The following is a 20,192-nucleotide window of genomic DNA, read 5'->3' on the forward strand; positions in this document are numbered from 1 at the left end:
GGGTCACTCACCTCGCAGTAGGTCGGCGTCAAGTGTACGGCGCAGTTCCGCCGATCGCATTTCGGCCCGCGCCCGGACGGAATACCCGCGTCAGCTTCCCAGGATGTTGACCATCCACGCGACGCCGAAGCGGTCGACGAGCATGCCGAACGTGTCACCCCAGGGCGCCTGCACCAGCGGCTGCTCGACCTCACCGCCGTCGGCGAGCTTCTCCCAGTACCCGCGCAGCTCGTCTGCAGAGTCTCCGCTGAGCGAGATCTCGATCGTGCGACCCGGGTTGGGCTCGATGAACGAGGGCGTGTCGGAGGCCATGATCGTGAAGCCGCTCGACGTCGTGAGCTGGCCGTGCATGATCTTCTCCGACTCGGAAGGGTCCATCGGCATGCCGGATCCGCCGAAGGTGCTCATCGTGAGCTCGCCCCCAAAGACCTGCTTGTAGTACTCGAGCGCCTCGCGCGCGTTGTCGATGAAGTGGATGTAGGGGTTGAGCAGCGCAGCCATGGTCCGGCCTTTCGTTCACGGCGACGAAGAGCATCGTCGCGCGGTCTGATCGTGGCACAGACAACCGACATTCCGACTTATTGAGTTGGGGAATCCCGTGGAACAATCTGTGCATGGAATTCACGACGAACATGAGCCTGTCGGGCAAGAACACAGGCATCGAAGTCCCAGCGGAGCTCATCGAACAGCTGGGCGCGGGCAAGAAGCCCCCGGTCGTCGTGACCGTCAACGGGTACACCTACCGGAGCACCGTCGGAGTGATGAGCGGGCGCTTCCTCATCCCGTTCAGCTCAGACAAGCGCAAGGAGACCGGAATCGAGGGCGGTGACCCCATCACGGTGATCCTTGAACTCGACACAGAGCCGCGCACCACGGAGGTCCCTGCCGACCTCGCCGCCGCCCTCAAGGCCGCTGGCGCGCGAGCCCGTTTCGATACGCTCTCACCGAGTGCCAGGAAGGCCCACGTCACGAAGGTCGAGTCTGCGAAGGCGGAGGCCACGCGCGAACGTCGCATCGTCGCCGTCGTGGAGTCTCTCGCCTGACTCCAGCCTCACTTCCGGGCCGCCGGCGCCGTTCAGCATCGAAGCGACTCGGTGATCGCGGGCCTGATCTGAGCCCGACTCAGATGACCCGCGATCACGAGGTGCGAGAGCCCCTGCACGGTCGCCCAGAGCGCGGTCGCACGCGCCTCGATGCTCGCCTGTCCCGCTTCAGGGTCGAGCCCAGCCACCGCATCCCCGAGCCTCGACTCGAGCTCTCCGATGAGCGGCGCCATCGCCGCGCTCGGTGCGCCCGGGATACACACCTCGGGGTCATAGATGAGCGTGAATGCGTGCGGGTTGTCGACGGCGAACTCGACGTAGGCGACCCCGAGGGCGACCGCGCGTTCGACGGGCGCGAGGGCTGGCGAGTCCGCCGCCGTGAACTGGCCGACGAGCCGCTGCATGCTGACCTCGCCGAGGCGCTTGAAAAGACCGGCCTTATCGCCGAAGTGATGGTAGGGCGCGTTGTGACTCACGTCGGCCTCGCGGGCCAGCTCGCGCAGGCTGATCGACGTGTGCGGCTTCTGCGCGAGCAGCTCGACCCCAGCAGCCTCGAGCACGGGCCCGAGGTTGCCGTGGTGGTACGACGCATCCGATCTTGACATGAGCAACATCCTAGCTAGGCTGGTGCTCGGCAGATCTTGACACTGTCCACATCAAGCCCCTGGAGCCCGCATGCACACCCTCGTCATCGACGGCCACCCCAACCGCGATTCCCTCTGCGCGGCCCTCGCAGTTCGGTACGCCGAGGCGCACGGCGACGCGCGCGTCCTTTCCGTGCGCGACCTCGCGTTCGACCAGAACCTGCGCTTCGGCTACACGAGAAGACAAGAGCTCGAGCCCGACCTCCTGGATGCGTGGACTGCCATCCAGGACGCGTCGCGTGTCGTTATCGTCACCCCGGTGTGGTGGGGCTCCGTGCCCGCACTGCTGCAGGGGTTCTTCGACAGGCTCCTGCTCCCCCGCATGGCCTACGATGCCTCAGGGATCGTGCCGAAGGGACTCCTCAAAGGGCGCGGCGCGCGCATCATCGTGACCGCGGACAGTCCCGGCTTGTACCTGCGTCTCACGGGGAACACGGCCATCCGGCAGCTCAAGACGCACGTGCTCGGCTTCGTCGGACTCGCCCCCGTCGCGGTGACGCGCTTCTCCCCCGTCAAGACCTCGACGATGAAGCGCCGTGAGCAGTGGCTCGAAGACGCCGCCAGTCTCGGTGCGAAAGACGCGAAGCGCTACTTGCCCGCGCCCAGCCCGGCCCTGATGAGCTGACCCGTCGTGGCGGTCGGCAGGTAGGCGCGCGTCAGGCCGATGCCGACCCGGGGCAGGTCGGCTTCATCTCGATACAGCAGGTACATCGGCTCGTACCTCGGATTGAACTTCGTCTTGAAGTTGTGGAGCGAGGAGAAGCCGTACAGGGGTTCGAGCAGTTCGGAGACCTGGCTCAGCACTTGGTCGAGTGGCGTCGCCTCGGCCTCGCCCGAGCCTGCGAGCGGCGCGCCGGAAAGGGAGGCGAACGCCGCCCCCTCATCCCGGAACGCCAGAGCCGACGAGATAATAAGGAACTCCATGACTGGCTTGAACCCACCGTCGCGTCTGCGCATGAGGTCGAGCGTCCAGCCGCGGACCTCACCGCCCACGCCGTAGACCGGGAGCCACGAGGTCACGCCGTGGACACTGCCGTCGTCGTCAATCGCGATGCCGAGCCGCACGGCGGGGTCGAGCGCCTCGTCGACGCCGCCGAGCGTGAAGCCCATCTCCGGAAGCCCCTTGTCGCCGACCCAGTCCTCTGAGATGGCGCGCACCTGCGCGAGCACGGCCCACGGCTCCTCGGCGAGCGTGGTCATCTTGAAGCGGATGCCCTCACGCTCGGCGCGGTTGACGGCGGACCGCACGGGCTGCCAGGCCTTGCCCTTGAGCTCGAGGCCGGGCAGATCGATGATCGTGTCTTCTGCGACCTGCACGCGTTGCCAGCTGGACGGCGCCGCATCCACGGTCGCCCGGGTGACGGAGAAGAAGGCGGGCGTGTGGCCGGCCAGCTCGGCGCGCGAGGCGAAGTCATGGATGAGCTCGCTGAGCTCGCTCTTCGGCGCAACTGGGTCTCCCAGGGCGAGTGCCACCCCCGAATACTCCTGGTAGGCGACGTAGCCGTCCTTCTTGGCGCTCAGCAGGTAGTGGTTGCGTGGCCAGAGCGTCATCCAGGAGATGGTGCTGCCGCCGACCTTCGGAAGGATCTCGCGGGCTTCTTCGACGGTACCGCGGCGCTCCCCAGAGATGGAGTTCTTCGACGGGCGCACCCGCACCGCGAACGACCGACGCGCCACGATGAGGAACACGACCACGAGCACCCAGAGCAGGGACCCCGTGAAGTTCATGGTGAGGCTTTCGTCGAGGTTCCCGTCGGTGGAGATGCCGACCACGATGAGGGCGAGTTCGAGGAGGTTGAAGACGCCGAGCGCGACGGCGACGATCCAGGCGAAGCGCTGCCCGCGCCTGATGCCGTTCGCGACGAGAAGGATGACGACGACGTCGATGGCGACGCCAACCCAGGTCTCGGTCTCGGCCGTCGACTTGCCGAGCGGACCGTCGAGCGAGAACAGTGCGGCGACGACCTGCGCTGCCCCGAGACCGATGAGTGCTGTGAAGGCGATGAGTCGGTCTTCGCGGGTGCTCGTGGCGAGCCCCGTCGCTCGATGGCGCTGCACGGCGTAGATCGTGAAGATCACGGCGACCGGAAGGAAGTGCTCGATGTCGGCGAGGTCGCCAACGTAGAGCAGCCGCAGAGTGACAAGCGCCCCGAGCGCGAGGCCGAGGCGCAGGCGCCACGGCGGTCGGAGCACCCAGACCAGCGCCGCGGTGAGGGCCGCGATGCCACCGGATGCGCCCACGTCGAGGTCGCCGGCGAGACGTGTCGCCCATTCCCATCCGGTGGGGGCCAGCGCGGCGACGATGCCGAGCGTGCCGAGCACAGCCAGCGTCTGCCCGCCGAGGAAGACGAGGGCGATGCGCTTCCAGCCGAAGCGGAACTCGAAGATGCCGCCGGCGATGAGCAGCTGCACGATGAGCAGCGCGTAGTGCCAGGCGCCGTTGCCGAGCAGCGAGCCCGTGATCGGGGTCCACCACATGCCGGCCGCGAGCGGCGGGAGTCCGAAGGCGACGTCGCCGTACCAGGATTGGGCGCGAGACAGGTGCCACATCGCTCCGGTGGCGACCCCGACGAGGATGATCACCAGCACGAGGGACGTCGTGAACGGCGCGCGACGAGCGAACGTGACGAGCGGCCTGACCGCGGCGCCGAGCGCGTCGCGGACCGCAGCGCCGCCCGGGGTCGAGTCCTGCGCATCCTGAGCGGCGGGAATCAGCAGGTCGAGCTCCTGCTCGGTCTGGCTCGTTGCTTCAGCTCCTTCCGGGCGACGGCGGGCGCGGTAGACGACGATCGCGACGATCACAATCACCAGCACCGCGACGACCGCGAGGGCGACCCAGCCGAACGCGTGGATGAGCGCGAGCGCACCCTTGCCGAGCGCGACGGTCACTGCGGTGACGCCGCCCGCCCACACGATGCCGCCGAGGGCGTTCGCGAGCAGGAAGCGCCCGTAGGGCATTGCCATGGCGCCCGCGAGGGGGCCCGCGAAAACTCTGAGCAGCGCCACGAAGCGTCCGAAGAAGACAGCGTAGGCGCCCCACTTCTGCATGAGCCCGACTGCCGCGTTGATGCGCGCCACCCCGAAGTACTTCGGGTAGCGCTGCGAGAGGTGCCGCAGGAGTCGCGCACCCCAGCGCTTCCCGATGTAGTAGCCGAGCGAGTCGCCGACGATGGCGCCGACGGCCGCGGCAGCGGCGAGGAGCCACGGGTCGACGCCGCCACCCGCGAGGCTCATGAGCACAGCGGCGATGAGCACGCTCTCGCCCGGCAGCGGCAGGCCGAGGCTCTCGAGCGTGACAATGCCCGCCACGAGGAGGACAACCAGGAGCGGGGGAAGAGCGATCAGCCAGTCGAACACGAGTTCAGGCTAGCTGTGAATGGGCCGGGAGCCTCGGCATTGTTGTCAAACCGCCGCCAGGGCGGTTCCGAACGACTCCTCGTGACCAATCAGGCACACAGCGAAACGAGGAGCAAGACATGAAGAAGAAGACGACCCGCACGATCGCCAGCCTCTCCACGGCCGCAGCCCTCTCGCTCGGCGCGGTAGCCCTGGCAGCGCCTCCCGCGAGCGCCGCCGATCTCGCCCCCGCGACATCGACCTCGACGCTCGCCAGTGGAGCGCTCATCAACGGTCCCTTGATCGACGGACCACTCATTGATCTCGGCGGTCTCCTGAACTCCCTGCAGATCGGGCAGTTCCAGTAGCTGGGCCCGTCCGCCCGGGGAGCGAAGTCGCGGCGAGCGCCGCGCGTCAACCAGCAGATCAGGTGCCGAGGGAGACCTCGGCACCGCTATGAGGAGCGCACAGTGACCGAGACCAGCCAGCCAACCGCACCCGCACAGCAGAGCCGTGATGCCGGCTCGAGTCGAGTTGCCCTCACCCCCGCGCAGTTGGGCATCTGGTACGCGCAGCAACTTGATCCCGAGAACCCGAGCTACCAGATCGGCCAGTACCTCGACCTTCGCGGTCAGCTCGACGAGCGGCTGCTGCGGATCGCCTTCACGAAGACGGTGGCCGACCTCGACGCCATGAGCCTCGTGCTCGCGGAGGACGGCGACGGGCCGTACGCGCGCATCAGCCGCCCCTCCCCGACCGCTGATCTGCTCGGCGTCGCCGACCTGCGGGAGCTCGGCGAGGAGCAGGCCCTCCGCACGGCGCGCGAGCGCATGGATGCGGAGCTCGCGACGCCGAGGTCGATGACGGGAGGCGACCTGCTCGGCACGACCCTGTACCGGGTGGCGGATGCGCGCTGGCTGCTCTTCCAGCGCGTGCACCACGTGCTGCTCGACGGCTACTCCGCGGTTGTCGGGCTCCGCTACCTCGCGGGGGCGTACACGCGGCTCGAGAAGTCGGCTCCCCGCGGCGTGCTCGGCGCGCTGCTCGCGGGCCCGATCGCGCACCTGGCAGCGCGGACGGCGTCGCCGCTTCCCGGCCTCGCCGAGTTGCAGGCTCACCTCGACGAGTACCAGACCTCGGACCAGCACGCCTCCGACGCCGAATACTGGCGCGGCCAGCTCGCTGAAGACACCGTCGTGACGGGCCTCGAAGGCACGACGGGCCGCGCAGCACGCAGCGTTGTCCGAGTCACGACGCGCATCCCGGACCCCGACGCGCAGCGCCTCCGCGCGCTGGGCCGCGACATGCCCAAGACGGCAGTCGGCCTCGTTGCGCTCTACCTCTCCAAGATGACCGGTCAGACCACGGTCTCGCTCGGCCTGCCCGTCACTGCGCGACGCGGCAAGATCGCCAAGACCACGCCGTCGATGCTCTCCAGCATCCTCCCCCTGCGTGTCGACGTGGGGCCGGGCCTGAGCCTCGCCGATGTGGTCTCGAACGCCGGCGACGCGGTGCGGGGTGCGGTCGCGCACCAGCAGTTCCGGGTCGAGGAGGTCGCGCAGACACACTCGCTCGCGGGCCCGTCGGTCAACCTCCTGCCCGTCATCGACGAGCTCGTCTTCGGCCGTGCTCGCGGCACGGTCAACATCCTCTCGACCGGCCCAGTGCACGACCTCTCCGTCGTCATCTCGGGGCTCACGAGCGAGGCGGCCGAGCCGACCCTGCAGCTTGAGGGCGATGCTGAGCTTTACTCGTCTGCCGTGCTGAACGAGCACGCCGAGCGGATGCTCGAGCTGCTCTCGCAGGTGCTCGACGAGCCGGCCACCACCACGGTCACGGACGCCAACGTCGTGCGGCCCGACGAGGTCGCTGCCCTCCTCGAGCAGGGCTCAGGCGACGACGTGCCCATCGGGCATGAGTCGGTGCTCCGGGCCTTTTCGAAGGTCGCGGCAGTGCGCGACTCCGATGCCGCGGTCGTCGCAGCAGACGGCACTCTCAGCTTCACAGAGCTCGACAGCCTCTCGACTCGTCTTGCGCACCACCTCGTGGGCGAGGGCGTGGGACCCGGGCGGACGGTCGCCGTCCGCATCGAGCGCAGCAAGCTCCTTCCCGTGCTCGTGCTCGCCGTGCTCAAGGCTGGCGGCGTCTACGTGCCCCTCGACCCCGAGTACCCCATCGACCGCGTCGGCAACATGATCGAGGACGCGGAGCCAGCGCTCCTGCTCACGAGCAAGGCGCAGGAACAGCGCGACCTCGCGGACGGCGCGACCTGGCGGGTCGCGACGCTCCCCGTTGACGCCGACACCTCCATCGCCTGGCGGAAGCGGTCGGACGACCCCAATGGGCTGCCGCCGGTCTCCCCGTCCGAGCTCGCCTACGTCGTCTTCACGTCCGGCAGCACGGGACGGCCCAAGGGCGTCGGCGTCGACCGCCTCGCCTTGCGCAACCTCTTCGAGCACCACCGCGCCGAGATCTTCGACCCCGCGGCCGAGCGCCTCGGGCGCCCGGCGAGGGTGGCCCACACCGCCGGTCTCTCGTTCGACGCCGCCTGGGATCCGCTGCTCTGGCTCTTCGCTGGCCACGAGCTGCACCTCATCGACGACGACGTGCGCCGCGACCCCCAGCAACTCGCCGCGTACCTCGCCGACCGCGGCATCGACGCCATCGAGACGACGCCGTCGTTCGCTGAGGCCCTCATCTCCGGCGGGCTGTTCGAACAGGACAGGCACCCCACCGAGATCGCCCTCGGCGGTGAGGCGGTCGGACCCGCCCTCTGGGACGCGCTCGCTGCCCAGCCTGGCGTCACTGCGCTCAACCTCTACGGACCAACGGAGACCACGGTTGACAGTCTGATCGCACCCATCGAGGCCGGCTTTGAGCCGCACATCGGCACGTCCGTGCGCAACACGCGCCACTATCTCCTCGACTCCTCGCTGACCCCGGTGCCCGACGGGGCCATCGGCGAGCTGTACCTCGCGGGCGCCAACGTCGCGGCCGGCTACGTCGGGCAGCCCGGCCTGAGCGCCGAGCGTTTCCTCGCCGACCCCTTCGCGGGGGACGGATCCCGCATGTACCGCACGGGCGACGTCGTCCGTCGCCGTCGCAGCGGCTCGCTCCGCTTCCTCGGTCGCATCGACGAGCAGGTCAAGATCCGCGGCTACCGCGTCGAGCTGGCGGAGGTCGAGGCGGCGCTGCGCAGGCAGCCCGGCGTCTCTGCCGCCGCGGCGATCGTGGTCGGCGACGGCGCATCCGCGCGCATCGTGGGCTACGTGACGGGCGACGCGCATGCCGCCGACCTCGCCGCGACGGCCAAGGCCGGGCTCGCGGCAGACCTGCCCGGCTACATGGTGCCGAGCAGCGTGCTGGCGCTGAGCGAGCTCCCCATGACCCCCAACGGGAAACTCGACCGGCGGGCGCTGCCTGCGCCCGACCAGCGCTCGAACGACCCTGTGCAGCAACCGCGCACACGGGCCGAGCGCGTCACCGCCGAGGCGTTCGCCGAAGTGCTCGGGATCGGCTCGGTCGGGGTCGACGAGGACTTCTTCGGCGCCGGCGGTCATTCCCTGCTCGCCACGAAGCTCGCCGCGCTGCTCTCTGAGCGCCTTGACCGCCAGGTCACGGTGCGCGACGTCTTCCAGACGCCGACGGTCGCCGGCCTCGCGACCCTCGAGGGCGACGAGCGAGAGTCCGCGCGCGTCCTCCCGCTCGCGCCGACGCCCCACGGCAGCGACCTCCCGGTCTCGTTGGCCCAGCGTCGCCTCTGGTTCCTGAACAGCCTCGACCCCGTCTCGAGCGCCTACAACATCCCGATCGTGCTGCACCTGGAAGGAAAGCTCGACGAGCCCGCCCTCCGCGCCGCGTTCCGTGACGTCTCCGAGCGCCACGAGCCGTTGCGCACGGTCTTCCCGTACGTCGACGGCGAGCCGATCCAGCGCATCCTCCCGATCGAGGAGGGCGCGGCCGCGTTCACGTCGGTTGACGTCCCCGCCGAGCGCGTGGCGGACATCGTCCGCCAGGAGTCGCTGCGCCCGTTCGACGTGACCCGCGAGGTGCCGCTTCGCGCGGTGCTTCTGCGCACCTCGCCGACCAGCTCGGTACTGGTCGCGACCATGCACCACATCGCGTCTGACGGATGGTCGCTCGCGCCGTTCGCCGCCGACCTCTCGGCCGCGTACACCACGCATGCGGTGTCCGGGGACGGCGCTGACGCCGCGCTCGAGCCCCAGGACCTGCCCGTCTCGTACGCCGACTACACGCTCTGGCAGCGCGAGTCTCTCGGTTCCGCCGACGACCCCGCGAGCGCCATGACCGAGCAGCTCGACTTCTGGCGGCGCACGCTCGCGGACGCGCCGGACGAGATTGCCCTCCCGCGCGACCGCGGGCGCGGCGAGCATCCCAGCGCCATCGGCTACCTCACCTTCGAGGTCGACGCCGACCGCCACCTCGCCCTCCGCGCGGTCGCAGCCGAGCACCGGACGAGCCTCTTCATCGTGCTGCACGCCGCCGTCGCCGCCGCGCTCGGCCAACACGGGGCAGGCACAGACATCGTCGTCGGCACCCCCGTCGCGGGGCGCGTCGACCCGAAACTGGAGCGCCTCGTCGGGTTCTTCGTGAACACGGTCGCGCTGCGCACATCGCTCGCGGGCAACCCGACGCTCGGCGAGCTCATCGAGCGCGTCCGAGCTGGCAACACCGACGCCTACGCCCACCAGGACGTGCCCTTCGACGCCGTCGTCGACGCTCTGCAGCCTCCCCGGGTCGCCGACCGCCACCCCGTCTTTCAGGTGCTCCTCACCCTGCAGAACACGGAGCAGGCGCGGCTCGAGCTCGGCGACGTGGCCGTCACGGTCCCAAGCCAGGTCACGACCGCCGGCGTCAAGACGGATCTGATGCTCGACTTCTCGACGCCTGCGGGCGATGGCGGCCCACTCGAGGCGGCGCTCGCCTACGACCTCGCGCTCTTCGACGAGCCGACGATCGAGCGTATGCGCGACACGGTCGACCGGATGCTCGCCGCCATGGTCGAGCAGGTGGCGCACCCGCTCTCCGACCTCCCCGCCGTCGACACGGAGACGCAGCAGCGCATCGAGGCACAGGCGAGCGGCGAGCGACTCCCGGTCGACGGAACGATCCTCGACGCGCTCGCCGCGAGCATCCGCCGCACCCCCGACCAGTCCGCCCTTGAGGACGACGCCGAGACCCTGACGTTCGCGCAGCTCGGTGCTCGCATCGACGCGGCGGCGGCAGGCCTCGCCGCGTCCGGAGTGCGCCACGGCGACCGGGTCGCGGTCGCGCTCCCCCGCTCCGGCGACGGCGTGACGATGGTGCTCGCAGCACTTCGCTGCGGCGCGCTCGCGGTGCCCGTCGACATCGACTACCCGGATGCCCGCATCCAGCAGATCCTCGACGCGAGCAGCCCCACGCTGCTGGTCGCGCACGACGAGGCCCGGCTTGCGCCCCTCGCGGCGGGCTCGGGAGCCCAGACGCTCACGCCCACCGCGCTCGTCGAGCTCGGCGCCGACGGCGGAGAGCTTCCCGCCCTGCCCGCGCCGGAGGAATCCGCCTACCTCGTGTTCACCTCCGGAACCACGGGCGCGCCCAAAGGCGTCCAGGTGCCGCACTCCGCGCTCGCCAACGTGCTCGCGCAGCACACGAGCGCCATGATCTCCCCGCTGCGCGCGCGCCTCGACGGTCGCGCGCCCCGCGTCCTGCACGTGGCCGGCCTCGGCTTCGACGCCGCCTGGGACCCGATCCTGTGGCTCACCGCCGGATCCACCGTCGTCATGGCCGGAACGAACACGCGGCGCAACGCCGAGGAGCTCGTCGCACGCATCGACGACGCCTCGATCGACGTGCTCGAAACCACCCCGTCCTACGTTCGACAGCTCGTCGGGACCGGCCTGATCGACCGCGCCGCGCGACGCGACACCCCACTCCTGATCGCCCTGGGCGGCGAGGCGGTCTCACCGGAGCTCTGGGACACCCTCCTCCACGCGAACGGGCTCGACGCCTGGAACCTCTACGGCCCGAGCGAGTTCGCCGTCGACTCGGTGGTGACACGCCTGCGCGAGGCAGACGGCGTGCGCATCGGGCGCCCCGTCGCCAACGTCACCGCACGTGTCCTGGACGGCTTCCTCCGCGACGTGCCGGACGGCGTGCCCGGCGAGCTCCACCTCTCCGGTGCCTCCGAAGCGCACGGGTACCGCGGGCGCGCCGCCGAAACCGCGAGCGCGTTCATCGCCGACCCCGCCGGAGACGGCACGCGCCTCTACCGGACCGGCGACATCGTCCGCCGACACCCGTCAGGCGAGCTCGAGTTCCTGCACCGCGACGACACCCAGGTGAAGCTGCGCGGCTACCGCATCGAGCTCGGCGACGTCGAGCGCACCCTCGAACTCGCCGCAGGAGTCGACGCCGCCGCCGCGAGCATCCACGCCCCTGCCGGGGCGGACAGCGCCCGGCTGGTCGCCTGGGTTGCCGGGAAGACCGATGCCGAGACCGTCCTTTCGCGGGCCCGCGCCGAGCTGCCCGAGTACATGGTCCCGGCGACCGTCACGGTGCTCGACCGACTCCCGCTCACGCCGAACGGCAAGGTAGACCTCGCGGCGCTGCCCGCGCCCGAGTCGGCCGCGGGCTCGCGCAAACCGCAGACCGCTGACGAGCGCAGCATGTGCGAGGCGTTCGCCGCCGTCATCGGACTCGACGACGTGGGCCTCGACGACAGCTTCTTCCGCCTCGGCGGGCACTCCCTGCTCGCGGTCGCCCTCGCCGCAGAACTGCGCACGCGCTTCGGCTCCGCGCTGCCCCTGCGGGCCGTCTTCGACGCGCCGACACCGGCAGGCCTGCTTGCCGCCCTCGGCCGCACGGGTACGCCCGACGGAGCCGCACCCGCGACGCGCGCAGCAGCGCAACCGGCACTCCGCGAATGGACCGCCTCGAACCCCAGGACCGCCGGCGAGCCGCTCCCCCTCTCCCCCGGCCAGGCGCGGCTGTGGTTCCTGAACCAGCTCTCGCCCGCGTCGGGTGACTACAACGTCGTCCTCAGCGCTCGCCTCACCGGCGAGCTCGACCTCGAGGCCCTGGCCGGCGCGGTCGACGACCTCGTCGCCCGGCACGAGGTCCTCCGCACGACGTACCCGGACATCGACGGAGCGCCGGTGCAGCGCGTCCACGAGCCGACCCCCGGCCTCCTCGAGCACACGCCGATCTCCACCTCGGCGGGCTTCGACCTCACGCGAGAGCTGCCCGTGCGCGCAGCGCTCACCCCCCTCGGCGACGACTCGTGGCTGCTCCAGCTCGTGATCCACCACATCGCGACGGACGGAGCCTCGCTCGCCCCGCTCGCGCACGACCTTGCCACCGCCTACACGGCACGGCGGAGTGGCTCAGCACCGCTCCAGCGCCCGCTGCCCGCACAGTTCGCCGACTACGCCCGCCTGCTGCACGCACATCAAGACCCCGCACGCGAGGCCGACGAGCTCCAGGCGTGGACCACGCACCTCGACGGCGCGCCCGCCGAGATCCAGCTCCCCGCCGACGGCACACGGACCGGCGAGAATGCTCAGCCAGCCGGCCAACTCACCTTCAGCGTCCCCGCGAACGTCGCCGCAGCCCTCGGCTCCGTCGCAGCAGGGAAGGCCGCCAGCGGCTTCCACGGCTGGCTCGGCGCGCTCGCGGGCTTCCTCTCGGCGTCCGGGGCGGGCGACGACCTCGTCATCGGCGCCCCATCCGCCGGTCGCCAGGACGCCGACCTCAGCGAGCTCATCGGGTTCTTCGTGAACACGCTGCCGCTCCGCCTGCAGCTCGGCACCGAAACGAGCCTCGAGGGCGCCGTCGGTGCCGCGCGCGAGGCCGCGCTCTTCGGCATCGGTCACGAAGAGGTGCCGTTCGAGCGCATCGTCGAGGCCATCGCGCCCGACCGCGTCCTCGGCCGTCACCCCCTCTTCCAGACCATGCTCGCCGTCGAGGAGCACACCGACCTGCCCCTCGCCCTCCCCGGCGTCGACGTCGCACCCGTCGCCCCCGAGAGCACGGGCGGCGCGAAGTTCGACCTGTCGTTCACGCTGCGTCCGGCGACAGACGGCACCGACGTCGCCGGCGTGCTCGAGTACAACGCCGCGCTGTTCAGCGCGGCGGCGGCCACGGGGCTCGTCACACGCCTCCTCGCCTTCCTGGAAGCGGCAACCGAAGCCCCGGACACTCCGCTCGCGGAACTCCAGATTCCCGGCACCCCAGAGCGTCTGGCCTCGTGGTCCACGCTGGAGGACGGTAACGGAACAGCAGACCTCCAGTCCGTCCTCGAGGTCCTCGCCACGTCCACGGAGCTGACTCCCGAAGCCACTGCGGTCGTCGCCCCAGACGGCGAACTCACCTTCGCCGCGCTCGCGGCGCGCGTCGACGATCTGGCCTCTGGGCTGCACCGGCGAGGCGTGACGCGAGGCGACGTCGTCGCCTACCGGCTACCGCGCTCGCTCGACACCGTCGCCACCCTCCTCGCCGTCTGGCGCGTGGGTGCCGTCGCCATGCCGATCGACCCCGAATACCCAAGCGAGCGCGTGCGCGCCATGATCGACGCCGCTGAGCCGGCGATTGTCCTCGAAGCCAGCGCCGACGAGCTCGTCGACGGCGACGTGCAGCCCATCAAGTTCGCACGCTCCTCCATCGACGACCCCGCCTACCTCATCTTCACCTCGGGAACCACCGGAGTGCCGAAGGGGGTGCAGGTTCCGCACCGGGCCCTCGCCAGTCTGCTGCGCAGCCACCGCTCAACGCTGCTCCCTGCAGCGACAACCCGGCGCATCCGGGTCGCCCACACGACGGGCGTCGGCTTCGACGCCGCCATGGACCCCATCCTGTGGCTCGCGAGCGGGCACGAACTGCACCTCGTGCCTGACGACGTGCGGCGCGACCCCGAGGCACTCGTGCAGCTCTTCGCGGACCGTGAGATCGGCGCATGGGAGACGACCCCAAGCTACGTCGAGGCGCTCACAAAGCAGACCGGCCTCGAGACCTGGCTTGACGAGCGTGAAGAGTCCGAAGGCTTCACGATTCTGCTCGGCGGCGAGGCCATCAGCACCGAGCTGTGGGCCTGGCTCCGCGAGCGAACGACAACCCGCGCGTGGAACCTCTACGGCCCGACGGAGGTCGGCGTCGACTCCATGGTCGCCGATATCGCCTCGACATCTGCGCCCTCGCTCGGCGCCACGACGAGCGGTGTCGTCGGCTACGTGCTCGACGAGCGGCTACGGCCGAGCCCCATCGGGAGCATCGGCGAGCTCTGGCTGGCTGGCGACCAGCTCGCCGACGGCTACACGGGACGCTCCGCGGCCACCGCGGAACGCTTCGTCGCCGACCCATTCGCGGGCGACGGCCACCGCATGTACCGCACTGGAGACCTCGTCGTCGTGCGCGACCCCCACGACGCTGAACCCAGCCGAGTCGCATCCCTCGGCCGCAGCGACGCGCAGCTCAAGATCCGCGGCCACCGCGTCGAGCCCGAGGAACTGGCTCGCGTGATCGGCGACCAGCCCGGTGTCGCGAACGCAGTGGTGCTCCCCGTCGAGTCGGCGGGACAGCTAGCCCTGGGCGCATGGATCGTTCCGAGCGACCCATCGAACGGAGTTGTGCCCGAGGTCAGGCGCGACGGCGCGGCCGACGCTGCCCACGAGGTGCTCGTGCGCCGAATCCTCGCGGCCGTGCGCGGCAAAGTACCCGACTACATGCATCCGGTCGGCATCCAGGTCATCCCGCGCATCCCGCTCACCGCGAACGGGAAGCTTGACCGGGATGCCCTCCCCGCGTTCCACGCAACGGGCGGGGAGGGGCGGGCACCGAGCACACGCGCCGAGCTGGCGGTCGCCGCCGCCTTCACCGAGGTGCTCGGCGTCGAGGACGTGCGCGCCACCGACTCGTTCTTCGCGCTCGGAGGCCACTCGTTCGTGGCACAGCCCACGATTCGCGCCATCAACGTTGCCCTCGCGACCCAACTCCCGGTGCAGGCCATCTTCCAGGCTCCGTCCGTCGAGGGCCTCGCAGGCCTCGCGAGCGACGGCGGTGGCGACATCGCCGAGAGCCTCCGCACGCTCCTGCCCCTGCGCCCGGTGCGAGAGCCGGCGACCGGCGAGGCGACGGCCCCGGCACCTCGGCCGCTCTTCGCAGTCCACCCCGCCAGCGGGATCTCCTGGAAGTTCGCGGGCCTTCTCGCGCACCTCCACGGTGACCGCCCCCTCTACGGCCTGCAGCTTCCGGGCATCGCGCCGGACGTCGATGAAGAGACCGAGCACACCGCGCTCGCGGAGCTCCTCGACGCCTACGTCGGGGCCATGAAATCCGTACAGCCGGAAGGGCCGTACATGATCGTCGGCTGGTCGTTCGGTGGCCGCCTCGCCCAGCACCTCGCGGCCCACCTCCAGCGCTGCGGCGACGAGGTCCAGCTACTCGCGATCCTGGACGCCTACCCGACGGAGCACTCGTCCGTCGCGGGCGTGGATGGCGGCGACCGCATGTGGCGTGCTTTTCTCGACGCCAACGAGGTGGAGGCCCCAGACGCCGAGCTCGACGCGGAGGCTGTGCGCACCCTCCTCGCTGCGGCCGGCAACCCGCTGGCCGACATCCCTGCGCGAAGCATCGAGCGCATGGTGCGCGGCTTCTTGCAGGTCGGCGCGCTCCTGGACTCGACACCCGTCCCGACGTTCGACGGCGACGTGCACGTCTTCGAGGCCAGCGTCGACGTGCCAGCGGACCGCCCGGGGCCCGGGGCCTGGGCCGCGCACACCACGGGCAGCGTCACGGCGAGTCAGGTGCCCGCGCGACACTCCGCGCTGCTCGACGACGCGTCGTTGCAGGTCATCGCGCCCGCGCTGGAACGGCTCATGTCGGATTCACACGCCCGAGTTGCCAACCGATAGGCACCTCGCTCCGAAGCACCAGGAGAACCATCCACGCAACCTCCCCCGGCAGCACCGCGTGGAGAGACAGAAGGGAACGTCATGACCAACCCGTTCGACGACACATCCGCAGAGTTCCGAGTTCTTGTCAACGACCTCCAGCAGCACTCCCTGTGGCCCGACTTCGCCGACGTTCCCGCAGGCTGGGTCGTCGTCTACGGCCCGGCCGAGAAGCAGGCGTGCCTCGACTACGTGACCGAGAACTGGCGAGACATCACGCCCGTCCGCGAGCGCGACCTGGCGGTCTCGTGATCTCTGTCCGCGGCCTGCGCAAGCGCTTCGGCGACTTCACCGCGCTCGACGGCGTCGACCTCGAGATCCCAGCGGGTTCCGTGCATGCGCTGCTCGGACCGAACGGGGCAGGCAAGACGACCACCGTACGCGTCGTCACGACGCTCCTCGACCCCGATTCCGGCGATGTGGATGTGGCGGGCCACTCGGTGCGCCATGAGGCGCAGCAGGTCCGTCGCAGCATCGGCGTCTCCGGCCAGTACGCCGCCGTCGACGAGAAGCTCACCGGCGTCGAGAACCTCACGATGGTGGGCCAGCTCTACGGCATGCGGCGGCGGGATGCGCGTGCTCGGGCGCACGAGCTGCTGCGCGACTTCAGGCTCGACGACCTGCACCCCAAGAAGCGGGCCGGTGAGTACTCGGGCGGCATGCGCCGGCGGCTCGACCTCGCTGGCGCGATTGTGGCCCGGCCGCCCGTCGTCATCCTCGACGAGCCGACCACCGGCCTCGACCCGCGCGGTCGCCGCGACACCTGGGACGCCATCCAGACGCTGGCCACGGCGGGCACCACCGTGCTCCTGACAACGCAGTACCTCGAGGAAGCCGACCAGCTCGCCGACGCCATCTCGGTCATCGACTCGGGCCGGATCGTCGCCGAGGGCACGGCCGCCGAGCTCAAGGCGCGGGCAGGAGGCGCCGCCATCGACCTCGTGCTCGAGCGCGCGTCCGACGGTGCCCGTGCGCTCGCGATCGTTGCAGGCGTCAACCACGACGCATCCATCGACGACCGAGGGATGCGCATCACGGCCAAGGCGCCTGGAGGCAGTCACGACCTTTCGGCTGTGCTCACCGCGCTCGCGGACGCCGGCATCGGCACGAGCGAGGCGGCGTTGCGCCAACCGACGCTCGATGAGGTGTTCCTCCAGATCACCTGCCAACGCCCCGAGGACTCGGCCGCTCCCACCGACGAGACGAACGCGTCCGACAACCGAGAGAAGGTCTCCGCATGAGCGCCATCACCGCGGCCTTCCGCGACGGCAGCATTGTCGCCCGCAGGAACGTGCTCAATGTGCAACGCACGCCCGGCGCGCTCGTCACGGGCATCGCCCAGCCCATCATCTTTGTGCTTATCCTCGCGTTCGTCTTCGGCGGTGCGCTCGGCGGCGCCGACTATCGCCAGTTCCTCATCGGCGGCATTCTCGCCCAGACGCTCACGTTCAACTCCTCGTTCACCGCCGTGTACCTGGCGAAGGACCTCCAGTCGGGCCTCATCGACCGGCTGCGCACGCTGCCCATGTCGCGCGTCGGGGTGATCCTCGGGAGGACCAGCTCTGACCTCGTCACGAGCGTCATCTCGATCGCCGTCATTCTCACCTGCGGGCTGGCCATCGGCTGGCGCGTGGAATCTGGCCCATTGCAGGTGCTCGTCGCGTTCTCGCTGCTGCTCTTGTTCGCCTTCGCGACGTCGTGGATCGGCGCCACGATCGCCCTCACGGCGAAGAGCGTCGAAGTGGCGCAGAGCCTCGGCCTACTGTGGCTGTTCCCCGTCTGCTTCATCTCGGGCGCGTTCGTCTCCGCCGATATGCTGCCAGGCCCGCTCCGCGCCTTCGCCGAGTGGAACCCCGTGACGGCCGTCGCGAGCGCCGTGCGCGAGCTCTTCGGTAACGCCGCGCCGAGTGGCTTCGCCGAGGCCGGGGGCTGGCCCGCCGAGAATGCCGTGCTCTACGCCTTCCTCTGCAGCGTCGCCATCATCGCGATCTTCGCCCCGATCGCCGTGTGGCAGTACCGCCGCATCAGCCGCCGATGATCGCCGTGCTCGCCGCAGGCGTCGACGAAGTGCTCGACGTCGCCTCCCTGTGCGCGAGCGCCGAGGACCGTGCCGCCGCCGAGGCCAGGAGCACCGCCGAGCTGCGACGCAGAACGCTCGCGGGGCGAGCCGCGCTTCGGCTTCTGGCGGCCTGGGGCCGGGGCGAGCCGCTTGAGCAGGCAAGCGAGTTCGAGATCTCCCGGCGGTGCCCGGATTGCGGTCGTGCACACGGGCGGCCGACCAGCGTGGACCTCGCGCTCAGCTCGTCGACCAGCTCCGGTCGAGTGCTGGCAGCGATCGCCGACCCGGCCGACGCCATCGGTGTCGATATCGAGGCTGTGCCCCGGCAACTGTGGCGCGAGTTCGACTCCTACGCCCTGCACCCCGATGAGCGAGACGACCTGATCGCGGTGGGTGATCCCGGCGGCGTCGCCGCCCGCATCGGCGTCTGGACCGCGAAGGAGGCCGCACTGAAGGTCTCGGGTCGGGGCCTGCGGACCGAGCCCTCGCTGCTCCGCATCGACGCGCGCCCAGACCTCTCGCATCCGGAGCCCGCGCATCCAGACGCCACGCAACCGGCCGCTGCGCGCCCCGCTGCCACGGACGCGAGCTGGCACCGAGTGCATGGGGCACCCGCACCCGCAGGCCCTCGCGGCGCGGTCAGCGTGCGGATGCTCGCGGTCGGAAGCAACGCACGGGCCGCCGTCGCCACCAACCGCCCCCAGGAGGTGCGGCTCTGGACCATGCCGCAGCTGCTCGCCGAACTCGGCTGCCTCCCGGATTGGACGACCGACACCGGCGAGATCGCACACCTCATCTAGGCCCTTGCGCTCGAGCGCCGCTGCGCTCGCTGCGTCGACGTGGCACCGCCTCCGCCAGCCAGGATGGCTCGTCAGGTGGGAATGCCCTGTGCCTTGCGCCCCACGCGGGCGGGCTTCTGCCCGAGCTCCCGCCGCCGGGCACACAATATGGCCATGCGCAGAGTCAACGTCATCGTCGCCGGGAACGTGCAGGGCGTCGGCTACCGGTTCAGCACCGCGCAGGAGGCGCAGCGCCTGGGGCTCAGCGGATGGGTGCGCAACCTGCACGACGGACGAGTCGAGGCCGAGATCGAGGGCAGGGAAACCGAGGTGGATGCGCTGCTCGCCTGGATGGCAGAAGGGCCGCAGTTTGCCGAGGTCGCCTCGTCCCGAGTATCAGAGCGCACCCCCAAGGGGACCGAGGGATTCCGCGTCGTCCGCTGAAGTCTCAAGCCCACAACGATCGACCGAGCTACGCCGTGAGGCCACCGAACAGCACCGAGACCATCATTGCGACGATGACCGAGTTGAACGCGAAGGCGAGCACCACGTTGCTGCGCGCGATACGCCAGCCCCGCCGCGAGGTGATCTCGGCGGAGACGGTCGCCGCCATCGTGGACATGAGGGCGGCGAGCGTCAGATAGTCGCCGAATCGCGGGGCGTCCGGAAACGGGAACACTATCTCGGCCCGTTGGGACGAGCGCGTGCCAGCGGCGGCGCGGTCACCGGAGTCAGGGGCACCAGAGTCGGGGTCAGCCGCACCGTCAGGGTGAGCCTCTGCGTCGGGGGCGGCGTCTGCACGCGCCTCGGGCGTGGCGTCGAGCCGCAGGTACTCGAGCGCGAACGAGTAGACCATGAGCGCCCACGACGCAGCGACGGTGGCGAGACCGAGCACCACGAAGATCGTCTGGTCGCGGAACGTTGCGTCCTGCGCGATCGCGATCGTGAGCGCGACAGCGACCATGGCCCCCGCCGTGGTCCAGTCCATGGCTCCCCCGTAGCCGACCAGCTTGTGCCACCAGCGCCGCCGAGTCGAATGCTCTCGGCGGGAGGCGACGCGCAGCGCGGTGGTGTCGGCGTTGCGGTAGGCGAGGTGCGTCCACACCAGGTAGACGGCGCCGAACAGGGGCCAGAACACGATGAAGATGCTCACGAGGTAGCGCCAGACGTCGCCGACCTCGACGCCGAGGCGCCTCGCCACGAGCAGGTAGAAGGCCACCGCGAACGGGATCGCGATGAGGGCGCTCAGGTTTGCGCGTGCGTTGTCGCTCGTGATGCGTCTCGCCATGCGGCCTATCCTCCCCCAAACACGCCGTTCGGGCGCGGCGCGGCGCGGCGGCCAACGGCGTCTCCGGCACGGCCACGTCTGCGCCGTGGAATCCAGA

General features: G+C 70.4%; 13 protein-coding genes. 9 read left to right on the forward strand and 4 right to left on the reverse strand.

Going from position 1 to position 20,192, the window contains the following annotated elements; genetic code table 11:
* Nucleotides 1-90: 90 nt before the first annotated feature.
* Nucleotides 91-501 carry a VOC family protein gene (locus ACPYN9_RS07500; RefSeq protein WP_424465322.1) on the reverse strand — a complete coding sequence of 137 codons (411 nt, stop codon included), beginning with the start codon at nucleotides 499-501 and terminating at the stop codon, nucleotides 91-93.
* A 113-nt stretch (nucleotides 502-614) separates the two neighbouring features.
* On the opposite strand from ACPYN9_RS07500, the gene ACPYN9_RS07505 reads away from it, so the two are divergent.
* Nucleotides 615-1,043 (forward strand): YdeI/OmpD-associated family protein, encoded by a 429-nt coding sequence (locus ACPYN9_RS07505; RefSeq protein ID WP_424465323.1) that lies wholly within the window; start codon nucleotides 615-617, stop codon nucleotides 1,041-1,043.
* 32 nt (nucleotides 1,044-1,075) lie between these two features.
* Here the strand turns inward: ACPYN9_RS07505 and ACPYN9_RS07510 are convergent, their stop codons facing one another.
* Nucleotides 1,076-1,648, reverse strand: a complete 573-nt coding sequence (locus ACPYN9_RS07510; protein WP_424465324.1) for a TetR/AcrR family transcriptional regulator — start codon at nucleotides 1,646-1,648, stop codon at nucleotides 1,076-1,078.
* Nucleotides 1,649-1,718: 70 nt separating this feature from the next.
* Here ACPYN9_RS07510 and ACPYN9_RS07515 point away from each other — a divergent pair, with 70 nt between their 5' ends.
* Nucleotides 1,719-2,312 (forward strand): NAD(P)H-dependent oxidoreductase, encoded by a 594-nt coding sequence (locus ACPYN9_RS07515; RefSeq protein WP_424465326.1) that lies wholly within the window; start codon nucleotides 1,719-1,721, stop codon nucleotides 2,310-2,312.
* Here ACPYN9_RS07515 and ACPYN9_RS07520 read toward each other — a convergent pair.
* Complete coding sequence (locus tag ACPYN9_RS07520) at nucleotides 2,276-5,044, reverse strand: phosphatidylglycerol lysyltransferase domain-containing protein (protein WP_424465328.1); 2,769 nt, start codon at nucleotides 5,042-5,044, stop codon at nucleotides 2,276-2,278. The two genes, ACPYN9_RS07515 and ACPYN9_RS07520, sit on opposite strands and share 37 nt — an antisense overlap.
* A gap of 119 nt (nucleotides 5,045-5,163) precedes the next feature.
* Here ACPYN9_RS07520 and ACPYN9_RS07525 point away from each other — a divergent pair, with 119 nt between their 5' ends.
* From ACPYN9_RS07525 to ACPYN9_RS07555, 7 genes are all read left to right on the forward strand, one after another.
* Nucleotides 5,164-5,391 carry a hypothetical protein gene (locus tag ACPYN9_RS07525; protein WP_424465330.1) on the forward strand — a complete coding sequence of 76 codons (228 nt, stop codon included), beginning with the start codon at nucleotides 5,164-5,166 and terminating at the stop codon, nucleotides 5,389-5,391.
* Between the two features lie 102 nt (nucleotides 5,392-5,493).
* A complete protein-coding gene (locus ACPYN9_RS07530; RefSeq protein ID WP_424465332.1) occupies nucleotides 5,494-15,930 on the forward strand; it encodes an amino acid adenylation domain-containing protein in 10,437 nt (3,478 codons plus the stop codon).
* A gap of 81 nt (nucleotides 15,931-16,011) precedes the next feature.
* On the forward strand, nucleotides 16,012-16,221 hold the full coding sequence (locus tag ACPYN9_RS07535) for an MbtH family protein (RefSeq protein WP_424465333.1): 210 nt from the start codon (nucleotides 16,012-16,014) through the stop codon (nucleotides 16,219-16,221).
* Nucleotides 16,218-17,210, forward strand: a complete 993-nt coding sequence (locus tag ACPYN9_RS07540; RefSeq protein WP_424465335.1) for an ATP-binding cassette domain-containing protein — start codon at nucleotides 16,218-16,220, stop codon at nucleotides 17,208-17,210. Before ACPYN9_RS07535 ends, ACPYN9_RS07540 begins: the two co-directional genes overlap by 4 nt.
* Nucleotides 17,207-18,007, forward strand: a complete 801-nt coding sequence (locus ACPYN9_RS07545) for an ABC transporter permease (RefSeq protein WP_424465337.1) — start codon at nucleotides 17,207-17,209, stop codon at nucleotides 18,005-18,007. Before ACPYN9_RS07540 ends, ACPYN9_RS07545 begins: the two co-directional genes overlap by 4 nt.
* A complete protein-coding gene (locus ACPYN9_RS07550) occupies nucleotides 18,004-18,828 on the forward strand; it encodes a 4'-phosphopantetheinyl transferase family protein (RefSeq protein WP_424465339.1) in 825 nt (274 codons plus the stop codon). The genes ACPYN9_RS07545 and ACPYN9_RS07550 overlap by 4 nt, the downstream gene beginning before the upstream one ends.
* Before the next feature lie 153 nt (nucleotides 18,829-18,981).
* Nucleotides 18,982-19,251, forward strand: coding sequence for an acylphosphatase (locus ACPYN9_RS07555; protein WP_424465341.1), 270 nt, complete (start codon nucleotides 18,982-18,984; stop codon nucleotides 19,249-19,251).
* 28 nt (nucleotides 19,252-19,279) lie between these two features.
* Here the strand turns inward: ACPYN9_RS07555 and ACPYN9_RS07560 are convergent, their stop codons facing one another.
* Nucleotides 19,280-20,095 carry a DUF1345 domain-containing protein gene (locus ACPYN9_RS07560; protein WP_424465343.1) on the reverse strand — a complete coding sequence of 272 codons (816 nt, stop codon included), beginning with the start codon at nucleotides 20,093-20,095 and terminating at the stop codon, nucleotides 19,280-19,282.
* Between the last annotated feature and the right edge of the window lie 97 nt (nucleotides 20,096-20,192).

Origin of the sequence: Pseudoclavibacter helvolus (assembly GCF_049707175.1) — a bacterium.
Classification (GTDB): domain Bacteria; phylum Actinomycetota; class Actinomycetes; order Actinomycetales; family Microbacteriaceae; genus Pseudoclavibacter; species Pseudoclavibacter helvolus_A.

Excerpts from the sequence above, each read along its gene's own strand:
- ACPYN9_RS07500 (WP_424465322.1), bottom strand. The coding sequence starts at position 501 with ATGGCTGCGCTGCTCAACCCCTACATCCACTTCATCGACAACGCGCGC.
- ACPYN9_RS07505 (WP_424465323.1), top strand. The coding sequence starts at position 615 with ATGGAATTCACGACGAACATGAGCCTGTCGGGCAAGAACACAGGCATC.
- ACPYN9_RS07510 (WP_424465324.1), bottom strand. The coding sequence starts at position 1,648 with ATGTCAAGATCGGATGCGTCGTACCACCACGGCAACCTCGGGCCCGTG.
- ACPYN9_RS07515 (WP_424465326.1), top strand. The coding sequence starts at position 1,719 with ATGCACACCCTCGTCATCGACGGCCACCCCAACCGCGATTCCCTCTGC.
- ACPYN9_RS07525 (WP_424465330.1), top strand. The coding sequence starts at position 5,164 with ATGAAGAAGAAGACGACCCGCACGATCGCCAGCCTCTCCACGGCCGCA.
- ACPYN9_RS07535 (WP_424465333.1), top strand. The coding sequence starts at position 16,012 with ATGACCAACCCGTTCGACGACACATCCGCAGAGTTCCGAGTTCTTGTC.
- ACPYN9_RS07545 (WP_424465337.1), top strand. The coding sequence starts at position 17,207 with ATGAGCGCCATCACCGCGGCCTTCCGCGACGGCAGCATTGTCGCCCGC.
- ACPYN9_RS07550 (WP_424465339.1), top strand. The coding sequence starts at position 18,004 with ATGATCGCCGTGCTCGCCGCAGGCGTCGACGAAGTGCTCGACGTCGCC.
- ACPYN9_RS07555 (WP_424465341.1), top strand. The coding sequence starts at position 18,982 with ATGCGCAGAGTCAACGTCATCGTCGCCGGGAACGTGCAGGGCGTCGGC.
- ACPYN9_RS07560 (WP_424465343.1), bottom strand. The coding sequence starts at position 20,095 with ATGGCGAGACGCATCACGAGCGACAACGCACGCGCAAACCTGAGCGCC.